This window comes from Paenibacillus lycopersici (assembly GCF_010119935.1).
GTDB lineage: Bacteria > Bacillota > Bacilli > Paenibacillales > Paenibacillaceae > Paenibacillus_Z > Paenibacillus_Z lycopersici.
This window is the reverse complement of record NZ_CP048209.1, coordinates 1513598-1538955: the sequence shown is the minus strand read 5'-3', so window position 1 is coordinate 1538955 and position 25358 is coordinate 1513598. Positions and strand designations below refer to the sequence as shown.

The following is a 25358-nucleotide window of genomic DNA, read 5'->3' as shown; positions in this document are numbered from 1 at the left end:
CTAGCCCTGCGCCGCGGACAGGGGCAATTCGTAAGATTCGGCGAGCATGCAATTTTCGCCGGAGCGGTTATCCGGCGCATGGCGAGCGGTAGAATGATGCATGCCGGCGCGGGCTTCGCCTTTTTCTACGGTGCATGATTTTCGCCGTCCCGGCCGGATGCACGCAAAAAAACCTTGAATGCCGCCGAGCTTCGGCAGTTTCAAGGTTGATCGGTTTTATCGCGCCGCCTGCTTCTTGCGGTAGTCGCTCGGCGACATGCCCGCCACGTTCTTGAACGCCCGGTTGAAGGAATTGTAGTTGAAATAGCCGACCTCGCCGCTGATTTCCTGCAGCGATTTGTCCGTCGACAGCAGCAGCTGCTTCGCCTTGTCCATCCGCAGGCCGATCAGGAAGTCGACGAAATTGCAGCCGGCCTCTTCCTTGAACAGCTTGCTGATGTTCTTCGCGTGGATCGCGAATTTGTCGCTTAGATGATCGAGCGATAAATCCGGATTCGGATAATTCCCTTCGATATACGCGCGAATATCGCCGATGACGGCCCGCGTCCGCTGCGAATCCTTCAGAACCGTCAGCTTGGCGGACGCCGCCTCGAAGATCAGCGTGCAGCCCTGCTTCAGCTCCTCCAGCGTCTCCCAATCGGCCAGCAGCTCCAGCAATTCCGCCCCGGTATCCTTCCACACGTTGCGATAATCCTTGGGCAGCTCCTGGAACAACCGGTTCAGCTGCTGATGCAGGAACTGCATGATGCTCTCGATCTCCTTGCGCGACGAGACGGCGTCCTTCATCTGATCGAACAGCTCGTCCATCGGCTTCCGCCATCCGCCCTCGGCAAGCCGGGTCGCCTGCGCCAGCGCATGAATCGCGCCGAAATAATCGTGCGTGCGGAATTTCGCGTCCTCCAGCTCCGCCCCATCGAGCATTCTGCCCGTGCCGAGCACCGCCTTGTATTGCAGCAGGTCGCCCGCGATCTCGTGCGAACGCCGGATTTCCTCGAGGGTAGCCGCCATGCCGTGGACGCCGATCGTGACGGAGAAGCTCAAATTGCCGCGCACCCATTCCACGATCTGCTCCCCGACGGACAGGCTGAGCGCCGGGCCGTCCGCCTCGTCCGGCACCCATACGATCGCGGACATTCGCCGTTCCGATATCCATTCCGCCCATACCGAAGCGCCGTTCATCGTCGCGATCTCCTGCGTCACGCTGGAGACGACGAATTTCAGCACCGATTGATCCTGATGATGGTAACGCTCGGCGAACTGCGCGTAGCGGTCGATTTCAAGCTCCAGCATGAAGGCCAGCCCGCCTGCCGGATGGATGTGGAAGGCAAGCAGGTCCGTCTGCCATTCCGTCTCGCGAACCGGGACGATGCCTTCGACCGCATCCTGGAAGCGGTGCTTCTTCCGCAAAATAATCGTTTCCTTGTCCTTCTGCCGCGTTCTGGTCGTCTCTTCCATCAGCTGCTCCAGCGCGCCCTGAATGAAGCCGAACTCATTGCCGCCGGGCTGGCCGATCTCGGACTCGGGCTTCATCAGCGCGCTCGTCCGAATGAGCGACACGAGCTGGCTGATCGGCTTGTAGTTGCGGCGCGTAATATGCACGACCCACACGATGCCGAGCAGCACGACGGCAAGCGCGATAATGACCCATACGCTGTAGAAGTTGAGCGCGATCCGGGACAGCGTACCGCTTGCCGGACCGCTCGCGGCCGTCCAGCCGGTATACGAGGACACGTATTCGGCCAGCACGCTTCTGTTCTTCGGCGCGTCGGCGCCGTCATCCATCAGCACGCCGCCGGAGCTGTCGCTGAACCGGATGAACGTCACCTTCGGATTGTACATCGGCGCGATCGTCTTCTTGAGCTTCGCCAGGCTGACATTGATGACGATGAACCCTTGCTTCGCCGACGTAAATTGCGGGTAGCCCTGCACCAGCGTAATGACGCTCGACGACGACGACGAGGGATACGCCTTGTAGCTGCGTTGTCCCGACCATTTGCCGAGCGGCGCGCGCTGTTCGATATACGGCTGGATGAACGACTGATCCGGGAATTCCGCTTGCTGCGCCGAACCGTCGCCAAGAATGAATTGATCCTTCAAGCGGATCATATAGACCGAATCGATAATGCCGTAATTGAGCTTCCAGTCGTCAATTCGCGTGTTCGCCTGGATATTGCCGTAGACGTCGTCGCTGTCCGTGCCGAAGAACCGTCTCAGTTCGCCGGACGACAGCGTATCGCGCAGAATTTGATAGTCGATCGCCTGCAGGGAGCTGTCCGTCATCCGCACGGCCTGCTCCGCGAGAAACGCGTTCGCCTTCACCGTCTGCTTGCGGTTCTGCTCGCTGAGCGACTGGAAGAACACGACGAACAGGATCGCGACGACGACGACGAAGACGGGAAGATACGATAGTAATAATTTGCGAAACCAGCTTCTGTTCATATGATCCCTCCCGTCGCCGGTTCGCCGGCGCATCCTGCAATTTGGAATGCCGCATCATTCACTTTGAACAAATCATTTTACACGATTTGCGTCAGCAATTCTACCATTGCTGCTCCATGCTTAAGGAAGCAGGCGGAAAACATGCGCAATCGGAGCTGCGCCGCCGTTCAATTGACTCGCCGGAAGCTGCAGCGCAAGTCCCGCGCCGTTCTGCTCGAAGGCGGCAGGCTCGCCGGTGCCGACAAGCTCGACCTTCGCGACCGTGCCCGTATACGGGATCGTAATCGTCTCGCTGACGCGGCTGTCCTCGCCCGCGTACAAGTACGTGCAGTAGACCGTCTCGCCTTTGCGCGTGAAGGCGCACTCGCCCGTGAAGTACGGGGCGCAAATACGCGTGCCGTAGACCGCTTCGCCATGCGCCTTCAGCCAGGCGCCGAGCTCCTTCATGCTCCGCAGGGCGCCCTTCGGCAGTCTGCCGTCCGGCTGCGGACCGACGTTCAGCGCGAGATTGCCGCCTTTGGCGACGACCTCCATCAGGATGCGCACCAATTGACGCCCGGATTTATAACGATCCTCGAACCCGAAGGAGAACGACGTGCCGATCGTGATGCAGCTCTCCCACGGCACGTTCAGCGGGCGCTCGGGGATGGTCTGCTCCGGCGTGACGTAGTTCTCGTACGGGCCGCCGACGGTGCGGTCGGCCGCCAGCAGCCACGGCTGCGTCCGGCGCGCGCGTTCCACCGCTTCGCCGAGGCGGATATCCTGGCTGACGCGGCCGCCGTCCCGTACCCATCCGGCATCCAGCCACAGAATATCGATCCGGCCGTATCGGGTCATCAGCTCCATGATCTGGTCATGCGTGAAGCCGACGAATTGCTCCCACAGCTCCGGATTCGCCTTCGGATCGTATGACGGGCCGCGCCAAGTATGCGTGCCGCGTTCCGTGCCCGGCGCCCAATAGTACGGCGTATGCCAGTCCGCCTTGGAGAAGTAGGCGGAAATCGCGAGCCCCTTGTCGCGGAACGCGTCGAACAGATTCTTGCAGACGTCGGCATAGCGGTGCGAACGGAACGGCGTCTCGCTGCCGGTGATGCGGTAATCCGTCGTCTGCGTGTCCCACATGCAGAAGCCGTCATGATGCTTCGTCGTGAAGATCAGATATTTGAAGCCGCCTTCGGCCGCCGCTTCCGCCCATTTCCGCGGTTCGAAACGGATCGGATTGAACGTCTTGTTCAGGTCGAAGTATTCCCGCTTCATTTCCTCGTAATCGTTCGTCCAATCGACGTCGTTCCGGGCCCAGTCGCCGTCCTCGTCGCTCAGAATCCACGATTCGACCATGCCGATCTGGGAATACGGGCCCCAGTGCATCATCAAGGCCAGCTTCTGGTCCTTGAACCATTCCAGCCGCTCCAGCGTCACCGGGTTCTCCGGCTTCACCCAATCGGTCTCGCTGCTGTAATTATGAACGCCGTTCTCGACCTCTTGGACGGTCTCGTTCATCGCTTCGCTCATTGCTGCATCCTCCTCGTATGTCGGTTCCTCTATCGCTTATTGGCGGTTGTCGTAGCGGTGGTCAAGCATCGGCGCGTCCGTCAGGACGACCGCGGCTTCCCGCGCATGATGCAGCTCGAAAATAACGATTTCATTGTCGCCGGCGCGCAGCAGCGGCGCAGGCACGTACAGCGTCCGCTGCGGCCCCCGGTTCCAGTAACGGCCAAGGTTGAAGCCGTTGACGAAGACGACGCCTTTCGTCCAGCCTTCCATGTCGAGGAACGTGTCGGCGATTTCGCCGATGCGGAACGTTCCCCGGTAGAAGCGCGGCTGTTCCCCTTGTTCGTTCGACGATTGGCTGTCATGGCTGTCATGGCTGTCACGGCTGTCATTGCGCTCATAGCGCAGCGCGGACAAGTCCTCCAACGGCAGCGGGCGGACCGTCCAGCCGAAGAGAAACTGGAAGCCGAGGCGCACGCCTTCGGTAATGCCCTTCGCATCCTTCAAGTAAGGGCCGTAATTGATCCTGCCCATGTTCTCCACCAGAATATCGAGCCTTGCTCCTTCCGGCGGAATGGCGATCGGCAGCGATTGTACCGTCTGCCCCCGCTCGATCATGCCTTGGTACGCGCCGTCGAGGAAGACCAGCGCCCTGTCCCGCGCCTCTTGTATGAAGAGGCGCTCCTCCGGCCGCGGTCCGCTGATCCGCGTCGTGTACAAAATAAACCCGTATTGCTGCCCGAATTTCTCCATCGGCAGCGGCGCAATCGCCTCGACCGGTGCGGACAGCGCGTCCAGCTGCCCGAACAAGGCCGCACGCTCCGTCAGCTCGACGCGGCCGTAGGCTCGACGCCCCGCCGGCGGCGGGAGCTCCGGCAAGCTTGCCAGCTCCGTCTGCGCATGCCGGGCGATGATGTCGCGCATAGCGAAATATTTGGCCGTCGGCTCGCCGGTTTCGTCGAGCGGCGCGTCGTAGTCGTAGCTCGTGACCGTCGGCTCGTACAGATTCGGCTCCTGGCAGTTCGCGCCGTTGTAGAAGCCGAAATTGGTGCCGCCGTGGAACATATAGAAGTTGACCGACGCGCCCAGCGCCAGCATCTCCTCCAGGACGGCCGCGGCATCCGCCGCGTCGCGCGTATGATGCGGCTTGCCCCAATGGTCGAACCAGCCGTTCCAGTACTCCATGCACATGAGCGGCTCGTCCGTCCGGTATTCCCGGAGCTTGGCGAAGGCCGAAGCCGGCTGCGAGCCGAAATTGACCGTCGCCAGCACGCCGGGGACGGAGCCGCCTTGCAGCAGCGCGTCGGTCGGGCCGTCGGACGTGAACAGCAGCGTATCGACGCCGCGCGCGATCAGCGCTTCCTTCAGGTATTCCAGGTACCGCGCGTCATTGCCGTAGCTGCCGTACTCATTCTCGATCTGCACGGCGATGACAGGCCCGCCGTTCGTGCAGAGCAGCGGCTTCAGCCGCGGGATGAGCGCGTCGTAATACGCGTCGACCTTCCGCAGGAACGCCGGATGGCTGCACCGCAGCTGCATATCGGAATCGGCGAGCAGCCACGCGGGCAGACCGCCGAATTCGAATTCCGCGCAAATATACGGACTCGGGCGTACGATGACGTGAAGGCCGAGACTTCCCGCAAGCCCGATGAAGGAGCAGACGTCGGCCATGCCGTCGAAGCGGAACTCGCCTTCCTTCGGTTCATGCACGTTCCAGGCGACGTACGTCTCGACCGTGTTCAGGCCGCAGGCCTTCAGCTTGAGCAGCCGGTCCCGCCAATACTCCGGCACGATCCGGAAATAATGCATCGCTCCCGAGAGCAGGCGGACGGGTTGCCCATGATTCTCAAACGCGCCGTTAGTTATCGCAAAAACACTCATTGCCGCACTCCTTTGTCAGCTCGGTCGTAGGAATAAGAATAAACGCGCGCGCACGCGCGCTCAACGGGATTTTTTCGGTTCGTTCACCTTTTTCACCCGCCGGGAACACTTTGCGATTTTCGCGAATCCGGTTTGCGGCGAAAAAAGCGAAGTCGCCTTCAGAAAAACGCAAAGAGGCGATCCCATCGTCGCCACGAACGACGCGGGAAAGCCTCTTTAATCAGTTCCGGCTTACAGCAAGCCCTGCTCTTTCAAATTCAAATAGCTGACGGTCGCCGTCTCGATCCCGGTGAGATTGCGGAGCTGGTCCTGCTCCACCGTCATCCATTCCACGCCGATCTCCCTCGCCGCTTCAATCGAAGCCTGGATGTTCACCACGCCCGTGCCGACAGCGGTCCACTTGCCGACCTCGTCGGTTCCGTAGACGTCCTTCAGATGGATGGCCGGCACGCGGCCCGCCATCTTGCGCAGAATATGCGCCGGATCGGCGCCGCCAAGCGTAATCCAGGCGACGTCCAGACGGAAATACAGATGCGCCGGATCGGTATGCTCCGCCAATATATCGAGCGAGTACACGCCGTTAAAGGCACGCTCGAACTCATGCGCGTGGTTGTGGTAGCAGAACCGCAGCCCTTCCGCCTTCATCCTGGCGCCGGCGGCATTGTACAGTTCGGCATCGCGAAGCAGCTGCTCCCGCGTATCGACCACATCCCACCAGAAGGTGACATCCTTCGTCTGCAGCGCGAGCGCCTCGCCGATCACCCGATCGAGCGCCTTCGGGTCTCTCAGCTGCTCCTTGTTCACGCTGTGGGTCGCAACCTGCAGTCCCAATTCGCGGAATCGCGCCACATTCGCTTTGACATCCCCATTAAGCAGCTCTCCCGAGCCTTCAATGCCTTCGTAACCGATTTCGGCGATACGCTGCATTGTTCCCCAGAAGTCCTGCTTCGATTCCTCGTTCACGATTCCGATTAATCCCAGCTTCGGTCTTGACATCGTCAGGCTCACGCTCCCTCTCTGGCAAATTCGCCGTTCTCCAGCATCGTAATAAACGGACTGTCCGTTACCCCTTCAAGCGGCAGCGTTACGCGCGCGTGACGGCGCACCGATTCATAGACGGCGAAAATAATTTCCGAGGCGCGAAGGGCTTTCCGATGCGAAACCTCCGGTTCCTCGCCCGATACCAGGCAATCGATGGCATGGCGGACATAGCCCTCCATCTGCTCGGACATCGAGGACAATTCCATCTCCGGCTTCCAGGACGGATCGTTGTAATTGACGGCGCGGACGATCTGTCCGTCCCACATCGCCTCGATGAAGCCCTCCGTGCCGAACACGCGAACGCCGGCCCAGATCTTCGATGCGTCCCCGGACGGCTCCCACGTATCGATCTCGCCGGAGACGAGATTGGCTTGAACGCCGTTCGCGAACACGATCCGCCCGGATGCGCCGCACTCGGACGGAACGTTGAACCAGTTATAGGTCTCGGTCGTATCCACCGCGCCAAGCACCCATTTGGCCGGCGTTTCGTCCATGTAGCTGATGGCCTGGTCGAAGGTATGGATCCCGCAATCCAGCAGGTTCGGCGGCGAATACAGATCCATCCGCACCACCTGTCCGATTTTCCCTTCCTTAATAAGGCGGCGTACGGTTTGATTGCCCTTGGCGAATCGGCGCTGCAGCGAGAAGGTCAGCTGGCAGCCGTGTTCCTCGGCGATCCGGCCCATCTCCTGGCATTCCCCCCAGGCAGGCGACATCGGCTTCTCGCACAGCACGGCTTTGACGCCCGCTTCCGCGCAATCGCGAAAGACCGGCAGATGCAGCGGCGTCCACAGGCAGATCAGCACGACATCGGGCTTTTCCCGGGCAAGCATTTCCTTGTGATCCGTATAGATATTTGCCGTGAAACCGAACTCGGCATTCAGCTTTTCGGACGATTCGACCGAAAGATCGGACAGCCCGACAACCTCGCATCTGCCGTCGGCCTTCACGCCCACCGCATGCTCATGCGCGCGCCGGCCGCAGCCGATGAAAGCAACCCGATATACTGGCGTATTCACTCGTACATCCGCTCCTTTATATGGAGGGAGCTATGAACACGGGTCTTACCCCCATGCGCATAGCTCTCTCGTTGATTGATCGATTCGATTAGTTGACCGGCGTAAAGTCGGCGAGTTGTCTTTCGACTTCTGCGATTACTTTGTCGATGCCGGCGTCTTTCAGTTGTTTTCTGTAATCGGCAACGGCTGCTTTCGGATCCTTCTTCGTCTTGCCGAGCATCAGCTGCATGCCCAATTGCTGGTTGACGTTGGAGATCGCCGCGATTTCCGTCGATACGTTCTTCGGATCGAAGCTGAAGCCCATGTACGGATCGTTGATGGCATCTTTATTCCATTGCTCATACAGGCTGCTGCGGATCGGGTTCTCCGTGTCCATCGGCAGATTGTATTTGTCGTTCCGCAGGGACCATGCCGCGAAGCCGCCGCCGTCTTTCTTCTCGTCGAAGTTAGCAGGCGTCTTCTTCATGCCGTCTTCGATGACATATTGACGGCCTTCAATGCCGTATTGAATCAGGTTGTAGTAGGATGGATCAGTCATGAATTTCTCGATGGCCATCAGCGAACGCTCCGGATTGTCGGTCGTCGAGCTGATTACCGTAGAGTTCTCTACGCCCAATTTGCGTTTGATCTTATGATTGGCTTCCGCGAAGGTATAGAAGTCCAGATTCGCATCCGGCTGCGCTTTCGTGTCCATGCCGTACTTGCCGATCCAGTCCTGCGCATGCGTCAGGTAGCCTGCGGAGTTCGCCGCTCTGAAGTTCGTGCCCGCATCGACCTTCGAGGACATAATGTCTTTCGGCCAGTAGCCTTTGTCCGCCCACTCGCGCATTTTCACGGCCCAGTCTTCAAACTCTTGCGTGAAGGCAGGGTGGAACACGGTTTTGTAATCTTCCGGACTCTTCGTCACGAGGTTCAGCTCGGACGTATTGATGCCCGGCGCGTTCAGCCACATGTCCGTCGTCTCGACGAGCATCCGGTACATGTTGAACGCATCGTCGGCATTGCCGTTGATTGGCGGATAGGACTCGTTCTTCACGACATTGTCCATGTATTTCTCCATGTCCGCGATGCTGCTGATTTTCTCCATGCCATACTTCTTCAACAGGTCGGAGCGGTAAGCGTAGCCTGTCGGCGTGAATTCGCTGTACAACGAAGGAACGCCGTAGATTTTGCCGTTAACCTTCGTCGCTTCCCACGTCGATGCGGGAATTTCCGCTTTCAGTTTCGGAGCAACCTTATCCAGCATGTCCGTAATATCTACGAGCGCGTCCTGATTAGCAAGCGTGAAATACGACACCGGAGCGCCCGGCGATGCGTGGGACATGTCGAACTTCTCGCCGGAAGCGAACAGCAGCGGATACTTGGTCGCGATATCCGGCCAGTCGATATACTTGACTTCGATCGTCGCGTTGATATCCTGCTTCAGCTTCTTGTTGATCTCGGCCAAAATGTCTTTATTCGCAACGCCTTCGGAGCCCCACAGGTAATAAACCAGCTTAACCTCTTTGGAGATGTCTACGCCGTTCGCGGTAGTCGCCGAATTCGTCGACCCCGTGGACGACCCGTTATTGCCGCCGTTCGATGCGGCATTATTGCCGTCATTCGATGATCCGCAGCCGGCCATCAGCCCTCCCATCATCGTAAACGCCAGTAAAATGCCCGAAACCTTCTTGCCCTTGTTTCTCATTTTTCTCGCTCCCTTTTTTGTTTGCTTAAGCTTATATAATAGATGCCCTTCTTAACGAGGGACATGTATTACCTATCCTTTGACGGCACCGATCGTCAGACCGGATACGAAATAACGCTGCGCGAACGGATACAGCAGGATAATCGGCCCCGTGGCCATGACCGCGGTAGCCATCTTGATGGATTGCGAAGGCAAATCCGCCGTGTTAATGACCGCGCCCTGATTGATAAGCGCCTGCACGTTCGTCTGGTTGATCATGCGCTGCAGAACGTATTGCAATGGGAATTTGTCCGGCGTTTGAATGTACAGCATGCCGTTATACCATTCGTTCCAGAATCCGAGCGCCGAGAACAGACCGATGGTCGCCAGCGCCGGAACGGCCAGCGGCATGAAAATCTGCCAGTAGATCCGGAAGTCCCCCGCGCCGTCAATGGTCGCCGATTCATACAAGGAATCCGGGATCGACTTCATGAAGTTCCGCATCAGGAAGATCGACCATGCGCCGACGACGCCCGGCAGGATCATCGCGAACAAGCTGTCCTTCAGGTGCAAATATTTGACCATCAGGATATAGCTCGGAATCAAACCGCCGGCAAACAGTGTCGTGAAGTAGATCAGGAAGGAGAAGAAGTTGCGGTATTTAAAGTCCTTCCTGTTCAATACGTACCCTGCCATCGACATCATCAACAATCCAGCCACGGTGCCGACAACCGTAATGAAGATCGTTACGCCGTACGCCTTGGACAGCGTAGACGAGTTGTGGAGCAGCAGCTCATAAGCTTTTATGGAAAAATGTTTCGGAATCAATTTGTAACCTTCGCGCACGATTTCCTGCTCATTCATGAAAGAGGAGGAAATCATCAGGACAAAGGGAAACACGCAAGCCAAGGCAAAGCAGACGATGCTCACATAACTGACGACTTTAATGACAATGCTGCTGAAGTCTTCTTTTCCTACGCCTTTCGTCTCCATGGTTTCAACCCCCTTCTAGAATAAAGCGCTGTCCGGCTCGATTTTGCGAACGATCAAATTGACCGTTAACACGATGATCAGGCCGAATAACGACTGGTAGAACCCGACGGCTGCGCCCATCGAGAAGTTGAACTGCCCGACAAGGCTGCGGAAGACATACGTATCGATAATGTCCGTCTGCGGGTAGAGCACCGAGTTCGTGCCGATCAGATTGTAGAACAGATCGAACGAGCCCTTGAGGATGCCGCCGAGACCGAACAGCAGCAGCAGAATAAACGTCGGTTTCAACAGCGGCAAGGTCATATACCGGATACGCTGCCATTTGCTCGCCCCGTCCATATAAGCCGCTTCATACAGATCATGGCTGATGCCCGTAATCGTGGCCAGGTAGACGATCATGCCGTAGCCGGTCGCGCTCCAAATCTTGAACGCCACGATGATGTACTTCCAGATATCGGGGTTGGAATAGAACTCATAGCGTTCAAACCCCAGGGAGACCATCACCGTATTGACGAAGCCGGAATTGTAATTGAACATGTTGTAAGCGAACACGCCGACGATAACCATCGAGATGAAGTACGGCAGCAAGAAGACGGATTGGGTAACCTTCTTGAACCATTTGCCGGAAACCTCGGACAGCATAATGGCAAACACGATTTGGATCACGTTGCCCAGCGCGAGAAAAACAAAGTTGTAAAGCAATGTATTTTTCGTAATGTTCCACAGGTCGCCGTTCTTTAACAGGAATTGAAAATTATCAAGCCCGACGAATTTACTGCCGAAGATGCCTTTCCTGATATTGAAATCGACGAACGCCACATACGCCCCCGGCATGACCACGTAGTGGAAAAGAACAAAGTATACGATGACTGGCGCCAGCATAATGAACATAATCTTGTTCTTCCAAATCTCCCGCAGTACGTTTTCGCCATGATGTTTTACTTTAGCTATGACCTGCATGCAGCCTACCCCCGTTAGTGTAAGGTTCCTGACATTTTTTAAGATTACGCTTACAACACTAGAAACGTTTCGATTTTCGAGAACAATTCATGCGTGTATCCACTTGATTACAGGTAAATCGAAACATTTCCGTTAAATTATCTCATGAACGATCTCCTCTATGTCGAAGCTCGCTATTGAAACGTTTCTCTAGAACGAATATTACACCATGACTTCGTTGAAATCAATCCTTTTTTTGGGATGAATTCGGTTCCAAATTTTCTCGTTTCCACCACGGAAACCAACAATAAACCACGACAACGAAGCTATTTTACCCGGCCCGCCTGCTTTTGATCCTCAATGGACCACATCGGACCACATTAGTGACGAAACGTTTCGATTTTGGTGTGGGATTTGCCCTTGGCGCCATGCCGAATAAGCAGCCCGCCCGAGGCCGAAATCGCTTCCTTGCCATGCGCGTCTGCTTAGCAGCGCTAGGCCGTCCCCACCGACTTCCCCTTCATGAGGGTAACGTAGATCCGTTCGTTCTCCACCTCGGCGCCGCTAATCAGCTTGACCAGCTGCTCCGCGGCCAGCGCGCCCCATTTGCGCTTCGAATAATCGATCGTCGTTAGACGCGGCTGCGAATAGGCGGCCAGCTCCAAGTTATCGAAACCGACGATATGAATATGCTCTCCGACCCGAGTTTCGGGATGGTGCTCCGCGATGTAGTTCATCATGCCGATCGCCATCTCGTCGTTGAAGCAGAACACTGCCGCCGCTGCCTGCCCGTCCGCGTGTTCGGCCATGATCCGCTTCGCGGCATGCTCTCCGCCCTCCTTATTGAAATCGCCTTCAATAATGGCAAGCGTGATGCCTGCCGTCCGCTCTACGACCTGCATGACGGCATGCAGCCGCTGCTTCGAGTCGAACGAGCCGCTCGGTCCCGTCACGGCATAAATCTTACGGTGTCCTTCCTCGATCAGATGCTCCGTCGCCAGCGTGGCGCCCGCCTTATTATCAAGCAGCACCTGGTTGATGTTCGGATGCGTAAGCTCCCGATCCAGCACGACGAGCTTGTGGCCGCGGTCCGCGTAGCGAATCAATTCTTCGCTGTCGAACGTGACGTCCAAAATAATGGCGCCGTCGATCATCCGTTCGGGCAGCATCCAGCGTGACTGCTTGCCGCTGCACACGATGAGCTCATAGCCCTTCCGGACCAGCAGCTCCTTCGTTCCCTGCAGCAGATCGCCATAGAACGCGCCGCTGAAGTCCGTCAGGAAGATGCCGATGATTTTCGTTTCTCTTGTCTTGAGCGATCTTGCAGCTGCGTTCGGGATATAATTCAGTTCCTTGGCAACAGCAAGTATTTTTTCCGTCGTCTCGTTCGTCACCTTCGGGCTGCCGTTAAGCGCATAAGAAACAGTCGAAATCGAAACGCCCGCTCGTTTGGCAATATCCTTAATCGTAGCCACCGTGTTCACTCCCATCTCTCTTTAGTCCGCTTCTTGGTTCGTCATGATGAATTGCTATGAATCGAAACGTTTCAATTAATCATTGTTTGAATTATAAACAATCCGGCAGGAGCCGTCAATGACCGTTTTCAACGCGGAAAGCTCGCCGTTATGCGTCTTGCCGGGCGCTGCCCCATCTTCATCCATTGGAGGAAGCCAATCTCATTCGCTTATCAATTCGATGCCGTTCGATAATTTCCTTGCGCAGCCGGCTGCTTAAGGCGAGTTTTTATTGCGCTGCGCTCACGGCCTCGCGGTAAGTTCCCCTTGCCGGCGGCGAACGAAAACGCATCTCGCAGCGGTTTCATGGGACGGATGTGGCCCAATGGCCGGGCGCAGAGGCGCATTCGCGATGCCGCCCAAGGTGGACGCAGATAATCGGGAGGAATGCTTACGGGCGTATGCGCCGAGTACATGTGGAATGAAAAGTGGACACGGCGTAAAAGGGACAAGTTGCTGGTGCGGCCGCGGCTTTGCGTTGCCGCGCAAGGCCGCGGCCGATCAAGTGGTCGACGCGCGGTGCGTCTTGCCGCCGAGAAGCCGGCAATTCACTCGCAGCCGGGCGGCTTGCGGTTACACGCTGGGCGTACGCCAGTCGGCGATGCTGATGGCTGGCGGCGCTCGCCAGTCGGCGAGGCTGATGGCTGGCGGCGCTCGCCAGTCGGCGAGGCTTACACTACTGGGGATGGTTGGCGGCGCTCACTAGTGGGCAATGTCTACACTACCGGATTGGCTGGCGGCGCTCTCCAGCAACGGAACTCAGACATATTCTTCATGTGACGTATGACCGTCTTCGCAGTGGAAATCTGCGGATTCGTGCCCTGTGGTGCACTGGGTGCACTACATCGCCGGGAAACCGGCGAATTCGTGCCCAGTGCTGTACTGGGTGCACTGGGTGCACTACATTGCCGGGAATTCGATGGACTCGCGCCCTGTGGTGCACTTGGGTGCACTTCATTGCCGGGAATTCGGCGAATCTTGCACAAGAGGGTGTGCCCGAAGACGACATCGCCTTCGTCCAGGCGATTTTGCGCAAGATGTAAACCTCCTTGCAAACTGCAAAATTGGTATAAGTTGCTTCAGCTTCCTGCTTCCGCTAACGCGATTCGTCAATTAGGCTTCTTCGGGCGCCGTTCCTTAAATGGCTGCAGGTGCCTCTATTTCTCGTTTATGGTTCGCTTGGCTCGTTAACGCTTTGCAGCGCCGGACGAAGGCACCCGGCAACGTGAAGCTTATTGCGCTGCCGGGTTAATCCCGCCGATCGCGGTTCGTACGGCCGCCAGCCGCTCGGCGTCGATCGGCGCCGTTTGCGCGCCGCCGCGGCGCACGCCCGAGCCGAAATGTACGGCGCGCACGCCGGTCGCCTGCGCGAATTCGGCAACCGTCGCCGGCGTCAGGCCGCTCCCCGCCATGATTTCTATCCCCGTCCCGCGGCTCATGCGCACGAGCCGGGCGATCATGTCCGCCGCGTCCAACGCGCTCGGCTTGCCGCCGGAAGTCAAAATCGTACGGATTTGCGCATAGCGCGCCAGTGTTTCGAACGCCGCCTCCAGATCCTGCGCCTCATCGAACGCCCGGTGAAACGTGACGGGCAGGCCGTCTGCAGCATCGAGCAGCCGCTTCAGCTTCTCCTCGTCGACCGTTCTTCCAGGTGTCAACGCCCCGAGCACGAACGCGTTCGCGCCAGCTTGCTTCAGTCCCGCCATATCGCTGATCATCTGTTCCATATCCGATTCCGAGTAAACGAATGAACGGCTGTGGGGACGGATCATGACATGGATCGGAATGGCGCAAGCCGCCGCCGTTTCTTCGATGAACGCCCACGACGGCGTCAATCCGCCTTCCTCGATCGTCGCGACGAATTCGATCCGGTCAGCCCCGTGCCGGGCCGCGAACCGCGCGTCCTCGGGTGACAAAGCGATAACTTCAAACAACATGTCGTACAGCCCCTCTCTTCGTGCACCTCAACTAACATAAGCTGTAGGCAGCAACTCGCATGTACCTATACTATCATTTCCCCCTCTGTCGGGAGAAGAAAGATTCTCTCGTGGTGAAAGAGTGTCGCCCCCCCAAATCCTGCACCGACAGCAGGATTTGGGGGCTTCGGGCCGCTCCGGAGGCGAATTCCTGCCTGACGGCAGGATTTTCGGGGCTTCGAGCCATTTCAGAAGCGAATTCCTGCCTGACGGAAGGATTTTCGGGGCTTCAAGCCATTTCAGAAGTGAAATCCTGCCTGCCGGCAGGATTTCGAGGGCTTCGGGCCGCTCCGGAGGCGAATTCCTGCCTGATGGCAGGATTTTGGTGGCTTCGGACCGTCTCGCGAGTGAAATCCTGCCATGACGGCAGGATTTCGGGGCTTTGGGCCGCTTCGAGAACGAATTCCTGCCAAGACGGCAGTATTATGGAGTCTTCGAGCCGTCTCACGAGTGAATTCCTGCCATGACGGCAGGATTTTGGTGGCTTCGGGCCGTCTCGCGAGTGAATTCCTGCCATGACGGCAGGATTTTGGTGGCTTCGAGCCGTTTCGGGAGCCAAATCCTTCCATGACGGCAGGATTATGGAGGCTTCGAGCCGTCTCACGAGTGAATTCCTGCCATGACGGCAGGATTTTGGTGGCTTCGGACCGTCTCGCGAGTGAAATCCTGCCATGACGGCAGGATTTCGGGGCTTTGGGCCGCTTCGAGAACGAATTCCTGCCATGACGGCAGGATTATGGAGGATTCGAGCCGTTTCGGGAGTGAAATCCTGCCATGACGGCAGGATTTTGAAGGCTTCGGGCCGTCTCACGAGTGAATTCCTGCCATGACGGCAGGATTTTGGTGGCTTCGGACCGTCTCGCGAGTGAAATCCTGCCATGACGGCAGGATTTTGGTGGCTTCGGACCGTCTCGCGAGTGAATTCCTGCCATGACGGCAGGATTATGGAGGCTTCGAGCCGCTTCGAGAACGAATTCCTGCCATGACGGCAGGATTATGGAGGCTTCGAGCCGTTTCGGGAGCGAAATCCTGCCATGACGGCAGGATTATGGAGGCTTCGAGCCGTTTCGGGAGTGAAATCCTGCCATGACGGCAGGATTTTGAAGGCTTCGGGCCGTCTCACGAGCAAAATCCTGCCATAGTGGCAGGATTTTGAAGGCTTCGAGCCGCGCCAGAGCTCTGCGCCGTTTCCAGCGCAAAATCCGGCCCGTGCCCGTATAGGCCGAGAAGCCCTGCCTCATGAGGCAGGGCTTCTCGGCCTCCGGCACCGGCTACAGCAAAGCAAGCTTGCTTTACTTCAGCAAGCCTGCACCATATTCCCGCACCTCAGCGCAGCGAACCGAGCCGCTCCCGCTTCACGCGCACAAGCGTCTCGACGTCGCGGGTCGTGATCGAGGCGACGCCCCAATCCGCGTACCGGTGCATCAGCGCCTCGTCGCCGACGGTCCATGCATAGACCGGCAGCCCGAGCCCCGCCGCGTAGTCGATGAACTCCCGGCGCAGGATGCCGTGGTAGACGTTGATGCCGAAACACGCCGCCGCGCGGGCGTCTTCGCATGTTTGCGCCAGCGCCTCCAGGTACGGCATCGTCCGGAACAGCTCGACGTCCGTATTCAGCAGCTTCCGCATGTCCGGCTGCAGCTCCTCGGCCAGCAGCGCGCGATCCCGCTGGCAGCCGGAGAAGAAAGCCCGCTTCGACAGCCCGTACTGCCGCACCAGCGCCGCCGTCGGCTCGATCGCCGCGTCGACTTTCAGGTCCAGATTGATCGCGGCGCCCGACGACTCCACGAGCGGCAGGATATCTTCCAGCTTCAGCAGTCTGAGCGTCTCGGTGATGCGCTCATCATGCCCGGCAGCCTGCTCGCCCCGATCCTCGCCCTCGGCAACCTCCACCAGCTGCAAACCGCTTAATTCCGCATAGGTCATATCCGCGATACGCACGCGCTGCCGCTCCGCGGTCATCCATTCGTCGTCATGCGCCAGCACGGGAACGCCGTCCCGCGTGACCCGAATATCCTCTTCCACCACATCCGCGCCAAGCTCGATGCCGACGCGCACCGATTGCAGCGTATGCGCCATGATGTTCATGCTTCCGGCATGCGCCGTGATCAGCGGAAAACCTCGAGCCATTATCGTCACTCCTTATTCGCGTTCCGTATAGATCGCGTTCGTGAACGCAATCGTCGTGCGCATGCCGCGCACCGTGCCTTTCAGCTCCGCCCGCACCCATCGCAAGCCGTCGCCGGGAATTTCGAACCGATACTCCCGCGTATCGGGACTCGCCTTCTGTTCGCCGATGACGCCTGCATTACTCATGAGAACGAGCGAATACGCCGCGTCCGGAAAATCCCACAACCCTGCGCGAACCTCGAAATCAATCGCAGCAACCGCTTCGTAACGCGGGCGCAGCTCCTGCTTCGGCACGCAATCGCCGATGCCGTAAACCGCCTCCGCCGCGCGCAGCGCCAGCGTAACGAGCGGCCCCATCGTCACCGAAGCCCGGCCTGCGGCAAGCGCGCGCACCGCCTGCTCCGTCGCGTCGCCTTCCGTCTCGTCGAGCAGCAGATACGTCACTGCCAGCGAATCGGACGTCGGCTCCTGCGTATGCCAGTCCCGCCCGGACGTCGCCGCGATGCGATAGCCCTCGTTCAGACGCTCCGTCCACAACCGGAACGCGCGGGCATTGTCCGTCTTGATCGATGGAAAAGCGCCCGACCAAACCTCGATATAATCGAGCTGGTTCCAATCGCCAATCTCGAATTCCCAGTAACAGCCCGTGCACATCGGACTGCCGATCCGGTACGGATGCGCCATGCCGGCGATGCCGCCGTGCGCGTGCACCTGCCCGATGCCCCGGTCGATGTCGCCGGGCACCGCGGGACGCCAGTCCACGAAATCGGTCAAGCCGATCGTGACCATATGGCCGTAGAACGTCGTCCATTCCATGCCCGAAACGATCGTCATGCCCGTCGCTTCTTCGACCTGCGCGCGATCGTGCAGGCCCGACATCGTATTATGGTCGGTCAGCGCAATGCAGTCGAAGCCGAGCGCCCGCGCGCCCCGCGCAAGCTCAAGCAGCGATTGCTTCCCGTCGCTGTGATCGGTATGGGTGTGAAGCTCGCAAGCCATCCAGCGCATGCTGCTCATGCCTCCTCGTGATGAATGTGCAGGCGGTAACGGCAGTCGTCCGTCACGATCGCATGCAGGCTGAGCGTCACCTGCCACAGCCCGGCGGCCAGCTCGCCGCATACGAAGCCCGGCGACGCTTCCGAGCCGCCGATGAACAGCCGCTGCTCGGGATCGTGGCGATGTCCCGCGCCGCGGTGCCCTCCGGGATCGTCCACCGAGACGGTGATCAGGTTCTTGAGCGGCAGGAACGATTCCCACTTCTCCAGCAGCCGTTCGCGCTGCGGCATCTCCGTGTACTTGCCGATGCCTCCCGCGATCAGCGACCGGGCCCGTTCGCGGTCATCGAGGTTTTTCGGCTCGTATGCGAAGTCGATCCAGAGCGTGCCGCCCGGCCGGTCCAGGTGGAAGCCGTACGCGATATGCGTCTTGGAACAGACCGGCCGCACGCGTCCTTCCGCTTCAAACACAAGTCGCTGCATCAAGAACGCGCCCCCTCTTCCTTAATCATGCTGCGGATGTAGAAGAACCCCATGAACGAGCAGAGCAGGAACGTGAAGAACGCCAGCGCCGCGGCCTGCTGCTTCTCCTGGAACACGCCGAAAATTTGCTCCATCGACACGCCGAGCATTTGCGGCGCGTTCGGTCCGAGCAGGAACGGCGCGGTGAACGAGCCGATGACGCCCATGAAGACGAACGTCACGGCGACGAGCAGCGTTTTGTACGTGAGCGGTACGATGAAGCGCGTGAACAGCTTGATGCGCCCCGCGCCGACGTCCTTCGCGCTCTCCATGATCGAATCCGGCACGCCCGCGAGAGCGGATCCGAGCAGCATCGTCGTGAACGGGATATTGAACCACATTTGCGCGATAATGATGCCCTTCATATCGAAAATAATGCGCGGCAGGCTGCCCCCGCCCACGAGCAGCAGCAAACGGGCCACCCAGCCGTGATTGCCCAGCAGCTGGATAAGGCCGTAGGTCGCGATGACCGACGGGATGAAGATCGGAATCATGTACATGCTTCGAATCCACTTGACGAGCTTGCCCTGATTGAAGCGCATGTAAGCGGCCAGCGCGTAGCTGATGATCAGCACGAGCACGACCGAGATCACCGTCACTTCCAGAGTGAAAACGATGTTCGAGCGCATCAGCTTATCGGTGAACAGATAGTTATAATTCGACAGATCGTAGCCGCCTTCCTCGTTGGTCAAGCTTTCCTTGAACGAGACGAGAATCGGCACGACCACCGTGGCGAACAGCAGCAGGAAAGAGGGGATGACGAGCGCCAGCCCCAGCATCCCCATTTTCACGGATTTCTTCATTGCGCCGCAACGTCGCTTTGCCAGCGTTTGTTGATGTCATTGCCGAGGTCGCCGATGTTGAACGTCCGGAAGCCTTCCGCCACGCCTTTGAAGGAATCCTGGATGTCCTGCGGCATGCTCGACAGCTGGATGCCCGGGAAGCCGTGCATTTTGCTCACGACGACGGCCTGCGCCTCCGGCGACAGCACGAAGTTCAGGAATTCATTGACCGCGTCCTTCTTCTCGGACAGCTTCGGCACCATCAGGTACGTCGGGCCGCCGTTGAAGCCTGGCGTGATTTGCGAAATCTTGGTCGTCGCCGGCAGCTGGCCGTTGCCGATCTGCTCAAGCGCCATGTCCGACCAGGCCGGAATCATGTCCACCTCACCGCTGATGAGCAGGTCGAGCGTACCTTGGTTTTTCTTCGGATAAATGCCTTTGCCGTACACGTATTTGCCAAGGCCCTTCAGCGTCGCGAAGCCTGCGTCCCACTGCTTCTCGATGCTCGGATCATTGCTGTGAATCGCGTCCTCCGGAAGCTTGTCGTACAGCGCCGTCGTGACGAACGAGCTGCCCGCGCCGCCGGTCGCCGGGTCGTTGTAGGCGAAACGCTCCGGATTCGCTTTGATCCAGGCGAACAGCTCGTCGAGCGTCTTCGGAGGCGTCTTGACCTTGTCGCTGTTATACGCGAGCACGACGGCGGACGAACGGTACGGAATCGCCAGGTTGGCTACGTCCTTGAGCGTGTCGGCGTCGACGGAAGCGAGATTGGCGATTTGGGCCGAATCCAGCGTTTCCCACAGATCGTCCTTCTGGCCTTGGGTCACGTTGCTCAGGCCGTCCTCGTACAGGTCGATGCCGCCCGAGCCTTTGCCCGCCTTCTTCGCCGCGAGAATCCGGTCGTACGTCGGCTGCGCGCCCGTGCCGGACGGGAGGTACACTTCCTTCACCTTGACGTTCGGGTGGTCCTTCTCGAACATCGGCACGAGCGTGTCCCACAGGTTCTTCACGTTCTCGGAACCGGTGAAGTAGAAATTGAACTCGACCGGCTTGCCCGAAGCGTCCGTCTGCGCCGCGTTGCCGCCTGCATTCGCAGCGCCGCCATTCGCCGCGCCGGCATTCGCCGATCCAGCGTTAGCCGCATTCGCGTTCGTGCTGTCGGCGTTGTTCGAATTGCCGCAGCCGGCCAGCATAGCGGCGGCAACGGTCGTCAGTGTCATAAGCGTAAGAGCGGATTTCGTGCGAATCATGGATAATAGCCTCCTCGATATTGGGGAATGAAATGGAGTTGCGTTTTAGACGTGAACCTCGACTTCCGGGAACATGTGCACGTTCTTGAAGCGGAGAAGAACCGGGTCGCCCGAGGTCAGCTCCTTGACGGCATCGCGCGGCCGGAACGCCCGGATAACGCCATGCTCCCGCGATTGAACTGTCACTTCGGCATAATGGCCGAGAATCATGATCTGTTTGACGACGCCGGGCAGGCCTTCCTCTGCCTGCGCTGCTGTCTGCGTTGCTGCCTGCGCTGCTGCCGCGTCCGCTTGACGCGACAGGATGACATCCTCCGGCCGGATGGCCAGACGTACCTCGCCTGCCAACGATTTCGAATTCGGAAACCTTAACTGCCCTACAATCGCTTCGCCCTCCGAAATCACCCCTTTCAAAAGGTTCATTTTGCCGATAAACTGCGCGACGAACAACGTTTGCGGACGATCGTAGATGTCCTGCGGCGTGGCGACCTGCTCGATATGGCCGTGATTCATGACGACGATCCGGTCGGAAATCGACAGCGCCTCTTCCTGGTCATGGGTGACGAACACCATCGTAAGACCGGTCTCGGCTTGAATTTCCCGCAGCTCCTCGCGCATCTCGTGCCGCAGCTTGGCGTCGAGCGCGGAGAACGGCTCGTCGAGCAGGAGGACGGCCGGCTTCAGCAGCAAGGAACGGGCAAGCGCGATGCGCTGCTGCTGGCCTCCCGAAAGCTCGGCGGGAAATTTCCGCTCCGCCCCGGGCAGGCGCACGAGCCGCAATACATCGTCCACCGCCTTGCGGATGTCGGCGTTCTTCATCTTGCGTATTTTAAGACCGAATGCCAGGTTATCGAACACCGTCATATGCGGCCATAGATTGTAGCTTTGAAACACCATCGATGTCGGCCGCTTCTCCGGCGGCGACTTCAGGACGCTCGTCCCTTCGATGAGAATGTCGCCGGAATCCGGTTCGAGAAACCCGCCGATGCTGCGCAGCACCGTCGTTTTGCCGCAGCCGGACGGACCGAGCAGCGTCACGAGCTCGCCTTTGCGTACATCGAGCGAGATGGAGGCGACGCCTTCGCCGGTGCGGTAACGCTTCGACAGTTGTTGAACGGAAAGCTGAATGGAGAGATGCTCCTGCATGCCCGATTGGCCTCCTTCATGATTGGTTCTGAAAGTTTATTTGATCTGAAAACCGCTGGACATGACGTCCGCGCTGACGAAGCGTTTCGCGGCCAGCAGCAGGATGATCGTCGGCGCCGTCAATATGATGGAGAACACCGCGCCTGCGTAAGCCGGGTAATCGCTGATGATGGAATACATGATGACGGGCATCGTGCGGTAATTCGGAATGCCGACCAGGAACGTGCCCTGCGCCTCGTCGAGCGAGTTCAGGAACGTGAACACCGAGGCGACGATAATGCCCGGCAGCGCCATCGGCAGCGTGATCTTGAAGAATACCCGCAGCGGTCCCGCGCCGACGTCCCGCGCCGATTCTTCCTGCGCGCGGTGCACGTTCTTGAAGGCGGCCGTCGGAATCCACGTCATGAACATGAGCACGTTGATCATATGGATCAGAACGACGCCGAGCAGCGTGTTCATCAAGCCGAGCTTGTAGAAGAGCACCGCGATCGAGACGTACAGCCCCATTTTCGGAAAAGCGTGCGTCAGCAGGAACGAGAACAGGAAGAACCGGCTGAGCGGGAAGCGAATGCGGGCGAACGCGTACGCCGCCGGGATGCACAGTACGATGGACAAGCCCGTCACGATGGCGGCGATCAAGAAGGACAGCGCGATCGATTGCGGGATGTCGTCCTGCTTGAAGACGAACGACCACCATTTCAACGACCATTGGTGAGGCAGCGGGTCCGGATAAGTCCATTGGCCGGTGAAGGCGAGAATGGCCAGGTTCAGCAGCGGCCCCAGGAAGAAGATGACGAAGAGCGCGAGGACGAGAAATTCGATGATTTTCCGCGTCCCGAGCGCTTTGAAATACCAGCGCATGAACAAGTCGCTCCTTTCGGTTATAGGCGGTTCACTAGGTTGTGCGGGTCGACTGCCTGACGATCAGCCGCGGCAGCAGCTCGCCCGGCGGGGAAACATCCTGCTCCTGCCGGATCAGCCGGTCCAGCAGACGGACGGCCTGCGCGCCCATCTCGCCGGTATCGACCCGGACGGTCGTCAAGGACGGCGAGAACATGGCGGCGAAATCGATATCGTCGAAGCCGGCGACGGCCACTTGCCCGGGAATGCGCACCGACTGCTCGAGCAGAAGCTTCATCGCGCCCATCGCGAGCATGTCGTTCGTGGCGAACAGCGCCGTGTACTTCCCTTCCCGGAACGCGTCCCATCTCCGGCACATGATGTCGTACCCTTCGCCGAAGGTCGACGTCTCCGCGAGCTGTACCGCCTCCTCGGCAATGCCGATGCCGGCTTGTCCGATGTGGGTCTTGAATCCCTTCAAGCGCAAATTGTGGCTGCGGTGGCTCTGCGGACCGGCGATGACGAAGATGCGTTCATGCCCCGCCTCCGCCAAATGCCCGGCAATCAAACTTCCGCCGATTTCGTCCTGGTTGACGATATGGATGACGCCGTCGACGTCCGTCGAGCCGTTCACCATGACGTACGGGACGCCGAAGTTCGCGATGTAATCGATGACGCTGCGCTGGAGGCGGCTGATCAGGATCAGCCCGTCCACCCGCTTCTCCATCATGAAGTCGGCCGACCGGATGGACATGTCGTGATCGGTCGTGACGAAGATCGAGTAGTTCAGCCGCGCCGCTTCCAGCAAGACGGCATCGACGATTTTTCCGTAGAACGGATGCGCGGCGATCGGATGATCCCTTCTGTACAGGAGCACGCCGATGTTATGCGTCCGCTGCGACACCATGGCCCTCGCGACCGCATTCGGCCGATAATGCAATTGCTCGATCAGTTCCAGCACCTTGTCCCGCGCTTCAGGACTGGAATAGCCCTTCCCGGAGATGATCCTCGACACGGTCGACTTGGATACCCCGGCGCGCAGAGCGATTTCTTTGATGGTCGGATTATCCACGATGCACTTCCTCTCTTCGGTGTGAGACCGTTCCCACATGGGATCGTTCCCACATCCATAGATTAAAGATCCGATGTTTCGTCTGCGTTAAACGCATCCTAATGAATTGTAAATCGGACGCCGGTTATTTCCATATATTAGGTAAAATTGCACATCGCGCTATCGTTTCTGCGTTTATATGTAAAATGTAAAGGGGGCGAGGCCGCGCGGGGGCGCGGAAGAAGCGGCAAAAAGCACTTCCGCAATATCGCGGAAGTGCTCAACTCGTGTATCTTTATCAGCATGACGGCTTCGACGGCGGGACAGCAGCTGCAGGTTCGCCAACTTAAACCTTCTCGAACCTGTACGTCAGCAGCCGGAAAAGCTCGATTGCTTTTTTGCATCGTATAGAATGATATGGTATCCAATTACGAATGGAAGTAGAATGGTAATATGCCAGCCGCAGAGGAGGCCATTTTATGTTAGATATTCATAAAATTAAAGAGACAATTCCTCATAGATATCCGTTTCTTTTGGTCGATAAGATACTCGAAGTTGTTGAAGGCAAGAAAGCTGTCGGGATTAAAAGTGTATCCTGCAACGAGCCTTATTGCATTGGCCGCTTTCCCAATCATCCTGTCATGCCTGGTGTTTTGATTGTTGAGGCACTTGCGCAAGTTGGTGGAATCGCAATGTTTAATGAAGAAAACCATGCTCACCAAATAGGGTTATTGACCGGCATTGACAATTGCCGCTTCAACAGGGCAGTGAAGCCGGGGGATCAACTACATCTTGAATTCGAAGTGACCCGCGTAAAAGGGCCGATTGTCAAAGGAAACGGCAAAGCCAAGGTAGGCAATGAATTGGTTTGCGAAGCTGAAATCATGTTTGCATTTAATTGAAGCGGTGAGCGCCGAAGGAAGGTGCTGGCATGCAGCCGATGAAGTGCACCCCGTACAACTCCTTGCTCAATGCTGTCACCCTCCGGATACGAAGAAGGCCCGCCGTACGATCGTACTCGCACGCGGGTTCCGCTACATGCCGAACCGCCTTGAGATGGAACGCTTGGCTGCCTGCGCGAATGCCGGCATGGAAATCCTCGTAGCGAAACGCGAGTTCCAGGCCGAGCGCTTCCGCGTAGAAGCGTATGGAGCTCGGTTGTTCGCAGTTGGGTAATGACGCCCGCAATTTTCCTCGTTCTCCTCCTACCGGGCGGATGTAATCGCTCGCAACTATAATTATGCCTTTCGCGTTATGCGAAGTTTCCATCCATTCGAGCGTAAGAGATTCTTTCGCGGCAGCAACAATTCCCCGGCATGTCGAGAACGTCCAAGGGGAATGGACAGGAGATCCTTTATTCGCTCGTATTCATCGATTTTTCGCACGCTGCCGGACAGGAGATGCGCTATTTCTGCCGAAAGCCGGTTTATGGCTCCATGCCGGAGCCTATAACGCATCCTATGTCCGATCGCAGCCTCCAAAACGCCGATTTCGATCACATAGCGGATCCTCTGTCCGCCTGCCGCCTGTCCGCCTGCCGCCTGCCTATGCCCGTTCGTGAAGGAGATACACGTCTGACGATGCACGCTGCCCGAGCGGTAACGTTGTCAGCCGCGGGCCTCGACCCGGACGCCCTTCATCAGCCTGCGGATCGGGTGAAGAACCCTATCCTTACGAAGGGGC

General features: G+C 58.3%; 19 protein-coding genes. 1 reads left to right on the top strand and 18 read right to left on the bottom strand.

What is annotated here, in order from left to right; all coding sequences use genetic code 11:
• Nucleotides 1-216 precede the first annotated feature (216 nt).
• The 18 genes from GXP70_RS06605 to GXP70_RS06520 all read right to left on the bottom strand — a co-directional run bounded on the left by GXP70_RS06605 (nt 217) and on the right by GXP70_RS06520 (nt 23696).
• Entirely contained in the window at nt 217-2439 is a 2223-nt protein-coding gene (locus GXP70_RS06605; protein WP_162355718.1) for a helix-turn-helix domain-containing protein, read from the bottom strand.
• Nucleotides 2440-2559: 120 nt separating this feature from the next.
• Entirely contained in the window at nt 2560-3951 is a 1392-nt protein-coding gene (locus GXP70_RS06600) for an alpha-L-fucosidase (RefSeq protein ID WP_162355717.1), read from the bottom strand.
• A 36-nt stretch (nt 3952-3987) separates the two neighbouring features.
• Nucleotides 3988-5811 carry a glycoside hydrolase family 35 protein gene (locus tag GXP70_RS06595; protein WP_162355716.1) on the bottom strand — a complete coding sequence of 608 codons (1824 nt, stop codon included), beginning with the start codon at nt 5809-5811 and terminating at the stop codon, nt 3988-3990.
• Between the two features lie 231 nt (nt 5812-6042).
• A complete protein-coding gene (locus GXP70_RS06590) occupies nt 6043-6807 on the bottom strand; it encodes a sugar phosphate isomerase/epimerase family protein (RefSeq protein WP_162355715.1) in 765 nt (254 codons plus the stop codon).
• A gap of 8 nt (nt 6808-6815) precedes the next feature.
• Nucleotides 6816-7871 (bottom strand): Gfo/Idh/MocA family protein, encoded by a 1056-nt coding sequence (locus GXP70_RS06585; protein WP_162355714.1) that lies wholly within the window; start codon nt 7869-7871, stop codon nt 6816-6818.
• Nucleotides 7872-7959: 88 nt separating this feature from the next.
• Nucleotides 7960-9558: an ABC transporter substrate-binding protein gene (locus GXP70_RS06580; protein WP_162355713.1), complete on the bottom strand. Its 1599-nt coding sequence runs from the start codon at nt 9556-9558 to the stop codon at nt 7960-7962.
• A gap of 72 nt (nt 9559-9630) precedes the next feature.
• Entirely contained in the window at nt 9631-10530 is a 900-nt protein-coding gene (locus tag GXP70_RS06575) for a carbohydrate ABC transporter permease (protein ID WP_162355712.1), read from the bottom strand.
• A gap of 15 nt (nt 10531-10545) precedes the next feature.
• On the bottom strand, nt 10546-11490 hold the full coding sequence (locus GXP70_RS06570; protein WP_225442692.1) for an ABC transporter permease: 945 nt from the start codon (nt 11488-11490) through the stop codon (nt 10546-10548).
• 473 nt (nt 11491-11963) lie between these two features.
• Entirely contained in the window at nt 11964-12944 is a 981-nt protein-coding gene (locus GXP70_RS06565) for a LacI family DNA-binding transcriptional regulator (protein WP_162355711.1), read from the bottom strand.
• Nucleotides 12945-14215: 1271 nt separating this feature from the next.
• The gene (locus GXP70_RS06560; protein ID WP_162355710.1) at nt 14216-14920 is read right to left on the bottom strand and encodes a copper homeostasis protein CutC; all 705 of its coding nucleotides are present in this window, start codon (nt 14918-14920) and stop codon (nt 14216-14218) included.
• A gap of 1365 nt (nt 14921-16285) precedes the next feature.
• Nucleotides 16286-17089, bottom strand: a complete 804-nt coding sequence (locus GXP70_RS06555) for a glycerophosphodiester phosphodiesterase (RefSeq protein WP_162355709.1) — start codon at nt 17087-17089, stop codon at nt 16286-16288.
• 12 nt (nt 17090-17101) lie between these two features.
• Nucleotides 17102-18097 carry a CehA/McbA family metallohydrolase gene (locus GXP70_RS06550; RefSeq protein WP_162355708.1) on the bottom strand — a complete coding sequence of 332 codons (996 nt, stop codon included), beginning with the start codon at nt 18095-18097 and terminating at the stop codon, nt 17102-17104.
• 5 nt (nt 18098-18102) lie between these two features.
• Nucleotides 18103-18567 carry a hypothetical protein gene (locus GXP70_RS06545; RefSeq protein ID WP_162360331.1) on the bottom strand — a complete coding sequence of 155 codons (465 nt, stop codon included), beginning with the start codon at nt 18565-18567 and terminating at the stop codon, nt 18103-18105.
• The gene (locus GXP70_RS06540) at nt 18567-19409 is read right to left on the bottom strand and encodes an ABC transporter permease (RefSeq protein ID WP_162355707.1); all 843 of its coding nucleotides are present in this window, start codon (nt 19407-19409) and stop codon (nt 18567-18569) included. Before GXP70_RS06540 ends, GXP70_RS06545 begins: the two co-directional genes overlap by 1 nt.
• Nucleotides 19406-20638 (bottom strand): extracellular solute-binding protein, encoded by a 1233-nt coding sequence (locus GXP70_RS06535; RefSeq protein ID WP_162355706.1) that lies wholly within the window; start codon nt 20636-20638, stop codon nt 19406-19408. Before GXP70_RS06535 ends, GXP70_RS06540 begins: the two co-directional genes overlap by 4 nt.
• A gap of 45 nt (nt 20639-20683) precedes the next feature.
• Nucleotides 20684-21784: an ABC transporter ATP-binding protein gene (locus GXP70_RS06530; RefSeq protein WP_162355705.1), complete on the bottom strand. Its 1101-nt coding sequence runs from the start codon at nt 21782-21784 to the stop codon at nt 20684-20686.
• A gap of 36 nt (nt 21785-21820) precedes the next feature.
• On the bottom strand, nt 21821-22645 hold the full coding sequence (locus tag GXP70_RS06525) for an ABC transporter permease (protein WP_162355704.1): 825 nt from the start codon (nt 22643-22645) through the stop codon (nt 21821-21823).
• Between the two features lie 34 nt (nt 22646-22679).
• Nucleotides 22680-23696, bottom strand: coding sequence for a LacI family DNA-binding transcriptional regulator (locus GXP70_RS06520; RefSeq protein ID WP_162355703.1), 1017 nt, complete (start codon nt 23694-23696; stop codon nt 22680-22682).
• 458 nt (nt 23697-24154) lie between these two features.
• Between GXP70_RS06520 and fabZ the strand changes: the two genes are divergently transcribed.
• A complete protein-coding gene (gene fabZ, locus GXP70_RS06515; RefSeq protein WP_162355702.1) occupies nt 24155-24577 on the top strand; it encodes a 3-hydroxyacyl-ACP dehydratase FabZ in 423 nt (140 codons plus the stop codon).
• The last annotated feature ends 781 nt before the right edge of the window (nt 24578-25358 follow it).